At 67.8% G+C, this 8,634-nt stretch carries 6 protein-coding genes; all 6 read right to left on the minus strand.

Going from position 1 to position 8,634, the window contains the following annotated elements; genetic code table 11:
• On the minus strand, positions 1-1,130 hold a 1,130-nt coding region (locus C7389_RS22015), incomplete at its 3' end, for a PepSY-associated TM helix domain-containing protein (protein ID WP_133594823.1).
• Positions 1,131-1,147: 17 nt separating this feature from the next.
• Entirely contained in the window at positions 1,148-3,544 is a 2,397-nt protein-coding gene (locus tag C7389_RS22020; RefSeq protein ID WP_211168407.1) for a TonB-dependent siderophore receptor, read from the minus strand.
• 227 nt (positions 3,545-3,771) lie between these two features.
• Positions 3,772-4,923 (minus strand): FecR family protein, encoded by a 1,152-nt coding sequence (locus C7389_RS22025; RefSeq protein WP_133594816.1) that lies wholly within the window; start codon positions 4,921-4,923, stop codon positions 3,772-3,774.
• Between the two features lie 208 nt (positions 4,924-5,131).
• The gene (locus C7389_RS22030) at positions 5,132-5,656 is read right to left on the minus strand and encodes a sigma-70 family RNA polymerase sigma factor (protein WP_133594817.1); all 525 of its coding nucleotides are present in this window, start codon (positions 5,654-5,656) and stop codon (positions 5,132-5,134) included.
• A gap of 656 nt (positions 5,657-6,312) precedes the next feature.
• Positions 6,313-6,843 carry a chemotaxis protein CheW gene (locus tag C7389_RS22040; RefSeq protein WP_133594818.1) on the minus strand — a complete coding sequence of 177 codons (531 nt, stop codon included), beginning with the start codon at positions 6,841-6,843 and terminating at the stop codon, positions 6,313-6,315.
• Positions 6,828-8,441: a methyl-accepting chemotaxis protein gene (locus C7389_RS22045; RefSeq protein WP_211342530.1), complete on the minus strand. Its 1,614-nt coding sequence runs from the start codon at positions 8,439-8,441 to the stop codon at positions 6,828-6,830. Before C7389_RS22045 ends, C7389_RS22040 begins: the two co-directional genes overlap by 16 nt.
• Positions 8,442-8,634 lie beyond the last annotated feature (193 nt).

Genomic DNA, 8,634 nt, shown 5'->3' on the forward strand with positions numbered 1-8,634 from the left:
GTCCAGGGCTCGCGGCTGCCGAGCAGGCTGCCATCCACGCCGTCGAAGTAGAGGCTGCGGTGGCCGACGCCGCCGGCGCCGTGGCCTTCCTCCGGGCGGAAGAAGGCGACGCCGTAGATGCCGAATTCCGGCGAGTAGAACATGCTGCCCGGCGGCGCGTCCCAGCCGCGGCGTTGTGCCTCGGCGCGGGCTTTGTCCACCGCCTCGCGGTAGCCGTAGGTCTCGGCGATGGGGCGGTTCATCGGCCGCGGCTCGCGCAGTTCGAAGGGCGAGGGCGTGGCGTCGGACACCAGCGTCATCACCGGGAAGAAGACCTCGCGGTAGAGATTGAGCGAGAACGCGGTGAAGGCGACGATGAAGAGCAGGCCCCAGGTCCACAAGCTGCCGGCGCGGTGGAGGTCGAAGTTGAGCTGGTAGGGGCCGCCGCGCCAGCGCACCTTCCAGGCGGGTTTCCAGCGCTGCCACCCGCTGCGCTGGAGAGGGGATGCCGTGGGTTTGTCTGCCGCCAGCTGATCCTCCGCCGCCAGCGTTTCCGCCTCCGCCGCCAGCGCCTCCACTTTCGCCGCCGCCCGTGCGCGCCGGCGGGCGGGCAGGGTGAGATAGACGCCGGTGAAACAGTCCACCGTCCAGATCAGCGCGACCACGCCCAGCAGCCACAGGCCCCAGTGGTCGTTGCCGGCGATCTCCGGGATGTGCAGGCTGAAGTGCAGCTTGTAGAGGAAGGAGACGAAGTTCTCCCGGGTGATGGGCCACACCGCGCCCCATTCGCGCTGGCCCAGCTCCTCGCCGCTGGCCGGGTCGACGAAGATCTGGTTGTAGCCGGGTTCATGGAGGCGGTCGGTGGCGGGATCGACCCGTGGCTCAACCCAGAAGGAATAGCTGTGGCCGGGTTCGGCCGCCAGCGGGAGAGAGGTGACCCGCACCTGCGGATGGCGGGCCTCTACCTCCGCCACCAGTTCCAGCGGATCGCGCGCCGGGCCGGCGGCCCGGGCGTCGTTCAGATGCGGGTTGAGCCACTCGTCCAGTTCGTGGTCCCAGGAGATCACCGCGCCGGTGAGGCCGGTGACGAACAGGAAAGCGGCGATGAAGAGGCCGGCCCAGCGGTGCAGGGCGACGAACAGGCTGCGCATGGCGGTGGCTCCTTCCCTCAGTACTTCCAGTTCAGCGACACGGTGGCGTTGCGCGGCGCCCCGTAGTAGCCCTGGTCGGCCCAGTAGCGGCTGGTGAGGTACTTCTCGTTGGTGAGGTTGTTGAGGTTGGCGGCGACGAAGAGCTTGTCGCTGATGTCATAGCGCGCCATCAGGTTCACCAGGGTGTAGGCGGACTGGCTGATCTTCAGCGGTTGGCCGTTGAGGGTGGTGGAGTTGCTGGTGCGCGAGCGCCAGTTGAGGTTGGCGCCGAGCTTGAGCTTGTCCACGCCGGGCACCCGCCAGGTAGTGCTGAGGCGGAAGATCTGCCGCGGGGTGAACAGGCGGGCGGACTCGCCCTCGTCGTCCTCGATGGCGAGCTTGGTGTAGCCGGCCGTCATCTGCAGGCGCTCGGTGAGGTCGCCGCTCAGCTCCAGTTCCACGCCCTGGGAGCGCACCTTGGTGCCTTCGTACACCGCGATGGTGCCGAGGTTGGTGACGTAGCTGGCGAGGTTGTCCTGCTTGCTGCGAAAGGCGCTGACCGTGCCGTAGAGCCGCTTCTGCAGCAGCTCGAACTTGAGGCCGCCTTCGATGTTGCTGCCGGTCACCGGGTCCAGCCGGCGCAGCTGGGCGTCCAGCTCGCTCTGCGGGTTGAAGATCTCGGTGTAGCTGGCGTAGGCGGACACCGCCTCGTTGATGTCGTAGACGGCGCCGGCATAGGGCGTGAGCACGTCTTCCTTGCGATCCCGATCGACGCCGTAATTGCTGCCGGTGGAGCGGAAGTGGGTGGCGTTCACGCCGAGGATGAGCTTGAAGGGATCGGCCAGGTTGAGCCGGGTGGCGGCATACAGGCTGCGCTGGCGGTCGGCGTACTCGCCGCCGCCGCCGTCGGCGGTGAAGGCCGGCTCGGCGATGTTGCCGTCCCAGCCCTGCAGCGGCGGCACTGCGCTGCCGGCGCCGCTGAGGGTGGTGGCGTCCGCCTCCGACAGCGACCAGCTGGCGCCGAGGATGAGCTCATGCTTGCGGCCGCCGAGTTCGAAAGGGCCGCTGGCGCGCACGTCCACCGAATCCTGGATGTTGCCGGTCTTGTACTTCGAGGGGCTGCTGACCAGGCCGTTGCCGCTGCTGTCCGGCACGCCGCCGACGTAGTGCAGCTTGCCGCGCCAGTCGATGTCCTTGTGGGTATAGACGGCCTTGGCTTCCCAGTCGTTGTCGAAGCGGTGCACCGCCTCGATGAAGGTGAGCTGGGTGGTGGTGTCCAGGTAGGTCCAGTCCGCCGCCGAGCTGGTGGAGCGGCTGTAGCTCAGCAGCCGGCCGCTGTCGTCGTATAGCGGCAGTCCGCCCCACAGCTGGCCGTCGCTGCGGTTGGCCTGGTAGGTGTGGCCCAGGCTGACGGTGGTGCGCTCGCCGAGGTCGGCCTCCAGCACGCCGTAGAACAGGTTCTTGTTCTGGCTGTAGCGGTCGAGATAGGAATCCTTGTCTTCCACCGCGGCCACCAGCCGGCCGCGCAGCGTGCCGGCGGCGTTGAGCGGGCCGGCGACGTCGGCGTCGATGCGTTTGGCGTTCCAGGAACCGTAGCCGAGGCTGGCGGCGGCCTGGAACTCGCTGGTGGGCCGCTTGCGCACGAGGTTCACCGTGGCCGAGGGGTTGCCGGTGTTGGAGAGCAGGCCGTTGGCGCCGCGCACCACTTCCACCCGGTCGTAGAGCGCGGTGTCGATGTCGCCGCCGACCAGCCCCATGGTGAAGGGCACGCCCACGCCGTCTTCCTGGAAGGTGGTGATGTTGAAGCCGCGGGCGGTGTAGTAGGTGCGGTCCGTCTCCACCTTTTCGACGACCACGCCGGGCGTGGCATCCAGCGTTTCGTTGACGCTGTTGAGCTTGAAGTCGTCCATCTGGGCGCGGGTGATCATGCTGATGGATTGCGGCGTCTCACGCGGACTCAGCGCCAGCCCGGTGGCGCCGCGGCTGCTGCGCACGGTGTAGGCGCCGGTGGCTTCGGAGGGGGTGTCGTCCTGCAGCGTGGCCGTCACGCCCACCGCCGGCAGCACGGCAGGGCCGGAGGACTGGCTGGCGGGGCGCACGATCACCGCGTTGCCGTCGCGCGCGGTGGCAAGGCCGCTGCCGGCCAGCAGGCGCTCCAGCGCCTCGCGCGGCGTCATCGTGCCAGCCACCGCCGGTGCGCTGCGCCCGGCCACCAGCGCTGGCGACACGATGAGTTCCAGCCGTGTCTGCCGCGCCCACTCGTTCAACGCCTGCGCCAGCGGCTGGGCGGCGAGCTCGATGCGGACGGCGGTGCCGGCCCAGTCGCTGCCAGCCTGGGCGAAGGCGGGTGTGGAGAGGGTGGCGCTACCCAGCGACAGGGCAAGGGTGAGGGCGAGAACCAACTGCTTGGGGCGGGCGGGGCGATTGAAGGACATCTACTGCGGCTCCGTGAAGAAGGGAATGGGAATCCTTCTCAAGTCGACGCGCGATGCGCGGGAAACCCTAGGTCGGTTCTGTGCGGGAGGAAAAAATTTCCCAGGCCTGCGGCAAAAGCCCTCCCGAGACCGGGAAAAGGCGTGGCGGAATGCCGTACTTGCGGAGCGGCTTCGGCCAAACCGAAATGCCATCTGCGCGGCGGCATGCCGCCTTCGCAGCGTTGCACCTAATGCGGCGCCGAGCGGCCCTTCACCGCTTCCACTGCCGCTGTGGCGACGATCTCCATGCCATCCTTGCCTTGCCGCATGCGCACCGGCAACACCTGCGGCAGCACGCGGATGAAGTTGTCCAGGCGCTTGGGGTCGAAGGTGCCGGTGAGGCGCAGCGCGGCCACCGCCGGGTCCTGCACCGTCAGCCGGGTGTCGCCGTAGCGGGCGAATTCCGCCAGGGCCTGCTCCAGCGGCGTGTCGTTGAAGCTCACCCGGTTGTCGCGCCAGGGCGCGATGCCGGCCGGCGCCACCGCCGCCACCGGGCCGGGCGTGCCGTCGGTGCCGGCGAGGAGTTGCTGGCCGGCCACCAGGTCCACCGTGCTCTGGCCGAACAGGCCGGCCACCAGGTCCGGCAGGGTGCTGCGCTGGCGCACCCGCACATGGCCTTCTTCCACCGCCACCCGCACGCCGTCAGCGCCGGCGATTTCCGGCGTGTAGCGCACCGAGAAACGGGTGCCGACCACGGTGACGCGGACCGGGCCGGCGATCACGTCGAAGGGGCGCTCCGGGTTGGCGGAAACTTCGAACATCGCCTGGCCGCCGGTGAGATGCACCTCGCGCCGGCCGGGATAAAAGCTGACTGCGGCCTGGGTCGCGGTATCCAGGTGGAGCTGGCTGCCGTCCGGCAGGGCGACGCTGCGCTGCTCGCCGCGCATGCTGAGGTATTGCTGCTCGAACTGCGGCTGCTGGTGCTGCCAGGCGAGCAGGGCGGCGCTGACGCCGGCGATGGCGAGCGCGCTCATCGCCGCACGCGGCATCAGGCCGCCGAGGCTGGCGAACCAGGTGCGGCGGGGTGAGGCTTGCTGCTTGCCCGCAACCTGGGTTCGAGGATGGCTGGCGGCGCCCTGCCCAGTGGCGGGAGCGGCCTCCGGCAATGCATCCCGCAGTGCCTGGATTGCGGCAGCGGGCAGGGTGTCCAGCGCGCTCCAGTCTTCCTCCCAACGGGCGAAGGCGGTGGCGTGGACCGGGTCGGCGGCCAGCCAGCGCTGGAAGGCGGCTTCGTCTGTCGCGTCCAGGCCGGCACTGCGGCGGACGAACCAGTCCAGTGCGGCTTCGTCGGCCGCCTCGGCGCTGCTGGCAGGGGGGAAATCGATGGGTGAGTTGCTCATGACTGTGCTCGGCCTCTCACCCGGGTAGACGCGCGAGCGGGTGAAAACCCGATGTGGATACAGGAGATTCCAGCCGCGGTCGGCCGGGCTTCTCTGGCATGCAGGGCTGGCCGGCAGGCGCAGATGCCTGCGAAGCGCTGCGGCCCGCGGGGATTGCCCATCTCGCAACCCCTGGTTGCCAGCGAGCGTGACGAAAACCGGCCTGCGCTCATTTCCCTTCCCCCGGTGCAGCATCGCCTTCCAGCGCCTTGCGGCAGCGGCGGCAGGCCAGCATGGCGTTCTTCACATGCTGCTCCACCATCTTGCGCGAGATACCCATGCGCGCTGCGACCTCGGCATGGGACAGGCCCTCGAACTTGTGCAGCACGAAGGCCTCGCGGCAGCGGGGTGGCAGCCCTTCGATGGCGGCGAGCAGCGCATCCACGCCTTGAGCAGAGATCGCCGCGGTCTCGGGTTCGCAGACCTCGGGCGCGGGAACGCCGGCAGCATGCAGTTCGGCCTCTTCGCCTTCGATGATCACCTCGGTACGCACCTGTCGCCGACGGTGGCGATCCACGACCAGATTGCGTGCGATGCGGTAGAGCAAGGCGCGTGGGTCGGCGATGGCCTCGCCCGCGCGCTGCATCGTCAGCATGCGGACATAGCTCTCCTGCGCGAGGTCATCGGCGGCGTTGCGGTCGCTGACCTTGTGGGCAAGGAAGCCGAGCAGCTCCCGGTAGTAGCGCTCAAGCACGACGGTTTTCCGCGGCGCTGGTGCTTGTCCGGGCGGCAGGCGTGGGGCGGTGGGGAAGCGGTTGGGGCAGAGCCAAGGACGTGCGCGGCAAATGTGAGGGTAGCGGAGAATCTCCCAAACGATTCCGGAATGCAAATCGTTTTCATCTTGTCCGTATCAACTGTCCGATGCAGCGGGATGCGGAGGCCTGTGTGGAGCGAGACGGGGAACGGGGGAAAGTACGGTCCCGTTAGCGGATTTTTACCGCGGGGAAAGGGCGAGGCGCGCTTGCTTTCAAGGGCTGGGAGCCGCTGCCTTGGTGAGATCCGCAACGCACCGGATGGTCTGCGCCCGCAGTCGCAGTGCCGCGCCGCCGTGCTGCGGGGGCGCCGTGGGTGATGCCCAGGTTTCAGTTGAGCTCGACGAAGAAATCCGTGGCTGGCCGGCGTACTTTCTTCAGACCAAGCAGCCAGTCCCCCTCGCTGGCGCGGTAGCCCAAGGGCAGCAATAGCACCGAGCGCAGGCAGAGCGGGTTGGCGGAATGCCCGGTGCGTAATGATACGAGCGCTCGCGTGGATGTTCCGCCCGCCTGTGCCAAAGGTGCCACGCGATCCGGTCTGTTCTTCCCGGGTTGGTGTCAGCCCGGGAAGAACGGCGCGGTGGTGGATGCGAGCCACTCAGATCAGGGCGTCGTCTCCGGCGATCTGCTCCACCAGGGCGAGCTCCTGCACCGACAGGACCTTGTCGGTGTCGAGCAGCACGACGAAGCCCTGGTCGAGTTTGCCCATGCCGGCGATGAAGTCGTTGCGCAGGCGGGCGCCGAAGCTGGGTGGCGGCTCGATCTGTTGAGCGGGGATCTCGAGTACCTCGTTGACCGCATCGACCATGGCGCCGAAGACGAGCTGGCCTTCGTCGCTGCCGACCTCGACGATGACGATGCAGCTGCGCCGTCCGGGCTGCAGGGGCGGGCGGTCGAAGCGCACCGCCAGGTCGATGACCGGGACCACCGCCCCGCGCAGGTTGATGACGCCGCGCACGTAGGGCGGTGTCATCGGTACCGGGGTGAGATTGCCGTACTCGATGATCTCCTTGACCACCAGGATGCTGACGCCGAAGACCTCGCCATCGAGCTGGAAGGTGAGGTACTGGCGGGCTTCGCCCTCGCTCTCGGTAACCGCGACCGTTTCTCGTTTCACGAGTTGGCCCATGCGTGCCTCCCGTCGTCGAAACGGACGAAATCGCCCTCGCTCGCGGGCGGATGACCACTACCGTGGGTGGGGGACTGGGGGCGGGGAGAGGAGCGCTTGGCCGCGGCGCGGCCGCGGGGGCCGCTGCCCTCGGCGAGACGGAAGAAGCCCATCAGCTCCTGCAACTGGGTGGCCTGGCCGCTCATTTCCTCGGCGGTGGCGGCCAGTTCCTCGGAGGCGGCGGCGTTCTGCTGGGTGGTCTGGTTCAACTGGTTGATGCCGGAAGCCTGCTCCTGGGAGCTGGCGGTGATTTCGGCGACGAGGTCGGCGGTCTTGCTGATGCCGGGGACGATCTCGCCCAGCAGCTGGCCAGCCTTCTCGGCGAGTTGCACGCTGCCGCTGGCGACTTCGCTGATTTCCTGCGCGGCTTCCTGGCTGCGCTCCGCCAGCTTGCGCACCTCGGCGGCGACCACGGCGAAGCCCTTGCCGTGCTCGCCGGCGCGGGCGGCCTCGATAGCGGCGTTGAGCGCCAGCAGATTGGTCTGGTAGGCGATGTCGTCGATGATGCCGATCTTGTCGGCGATGCGCTTCATCGCGCTGACGGTCTCGCCCACCGCGCCACCGCCTTCGGCGGCCTGGCCGGAGGCCTGGGAGGCGATGCTGTTGGTGACCTTGGCGTTCTCCGTGTTCTGGGTGACGGAGGCGGTGAGTTCCTCGATGCTGGCGGCCTGCTCGGAGGAGGACTGCGAGAGGTTCTGCGCGGTGGCGGAGACTTCTTCGGAGGCGGAGGAGAGGTTGTCGGCGGCGCTGCGCACATCACCGATGATCTGTCCCAGCTTCTCGATCATGGCCGACATCGCGGCCATCAGCTTGCCGACCTCGTCGCGCGAGTTCACTTGCAGGCGCACGCTCAGATCGCCGTCGGCCAGCGCGTTTGCCGCCCGCAGCGCCTCGCCGACCGGGCGGGTGATGGAACGGGTGACGAAGAAGGCGATGCTGCTCGCGATCAGGAACAGCGCAACGACGATGCCGATCATCTGCTGGCGGCTGTCGGTGTAAGTCGCGCTTGCGTCCTTAGACATCCGCTCGAACTCGGATGCCTCGTGGTCGATGAAGGCCTGCAATGCGCTGCTGTAGGTGTCCGCCATCCGTTGAAACTCCGTTTGCATCATGTCTATGGCGGCATTCTGGTCGTACTGGGGGGAGTTGCTGTCGGCGATCACGAGCAGGCGATCGAGGGCTTCGCCATAGGGGGCGCGTGAGGCATTGATGTTTGCGGCGAGTTCCTTTTCCCGATCGGTTACCAGCAACTGGGAAAAGTGCTCGATCAAGCCGCTGTTTTCTTTGCGCTTGTCAAGAATCTGCTTGATGAGCTCCTTATTCTTGAGCTTGTCGTCGATGATGATCACGTTCCGTAGCGCAACGGCGTTCTGGACCACGTTGAGGCGCAGGTCCTGCGCCATCCGGCTGACTGGCCAACCGCGCTGGGTCAAGATCTGGGTGTTGTCGTTCAGGGCCCCCAGGCGGTCGAGCGCGATGAGCGTGAGGATGAGGGTTAGCAGTATGGTCAGGCCGAAGCCGATCCCCAGCCTGATGCCGATTTTCAGATTGCCGAGCATTGCGATTCCCCTGTCTGTTGATGGCGCTAGAGCGCCTTGGTCGCGGTATTTGTTTCCACCCTGTCGGAGGCAGGCGGGGTGGTGTGGTTTTCCTGGCTGGTAGCGATGTGGCTCATGGCGGCGACATCGAGGATGAGGGCGACCTCGCCGGAGCCGAGGATGGAAGAGCCGGAGAGTCCGCGCATGCCGCGGA

It is taken from the genome of Azoarcus indigens, assembly GCF_004361735.1.
Taxonomy (GTDB): domain Bacteria; phylum Pseudomonadota; class Gammaproteobacteria; order Burkholderiales; family Rhodocyclaceae; genus Azoarcus; species Azoarcus indigens.

Excerpts from the sequence above, each read along its gene's own strand:
- C7389_RS22020 (WP_211168407.1), bottom strand. The coding sequence starts at position 3,544 with ATGTCCTTCAATCGCCCCGCCCGCCCCAAGCAGTTGGTTCTCGCCCTC.
- C7389_RS22025 (WP_133594816.1), bottom strand. The coding sequence starts at position 4,923 with ATGAGCAACTCACCCATCGATTTCCCCCCTGCCAGCAGCGCCGAGGCG.
- C7389_RS22040 (WP_133594818.1), bottom strand. The coding sequence starts at position 6,843 with ATGGGCCAACTCGTGAAACGAGAAACGGTCGCGGTTACCGAGAGCGAG.
- C7389_RS22045 (WP_211342530.1), bottom strand. The coding sequence starts at position 8,441 with ATGCTCGGCAATCTGAAAATCGGCATCAGGCTGGGGATCGGCTTCGGC.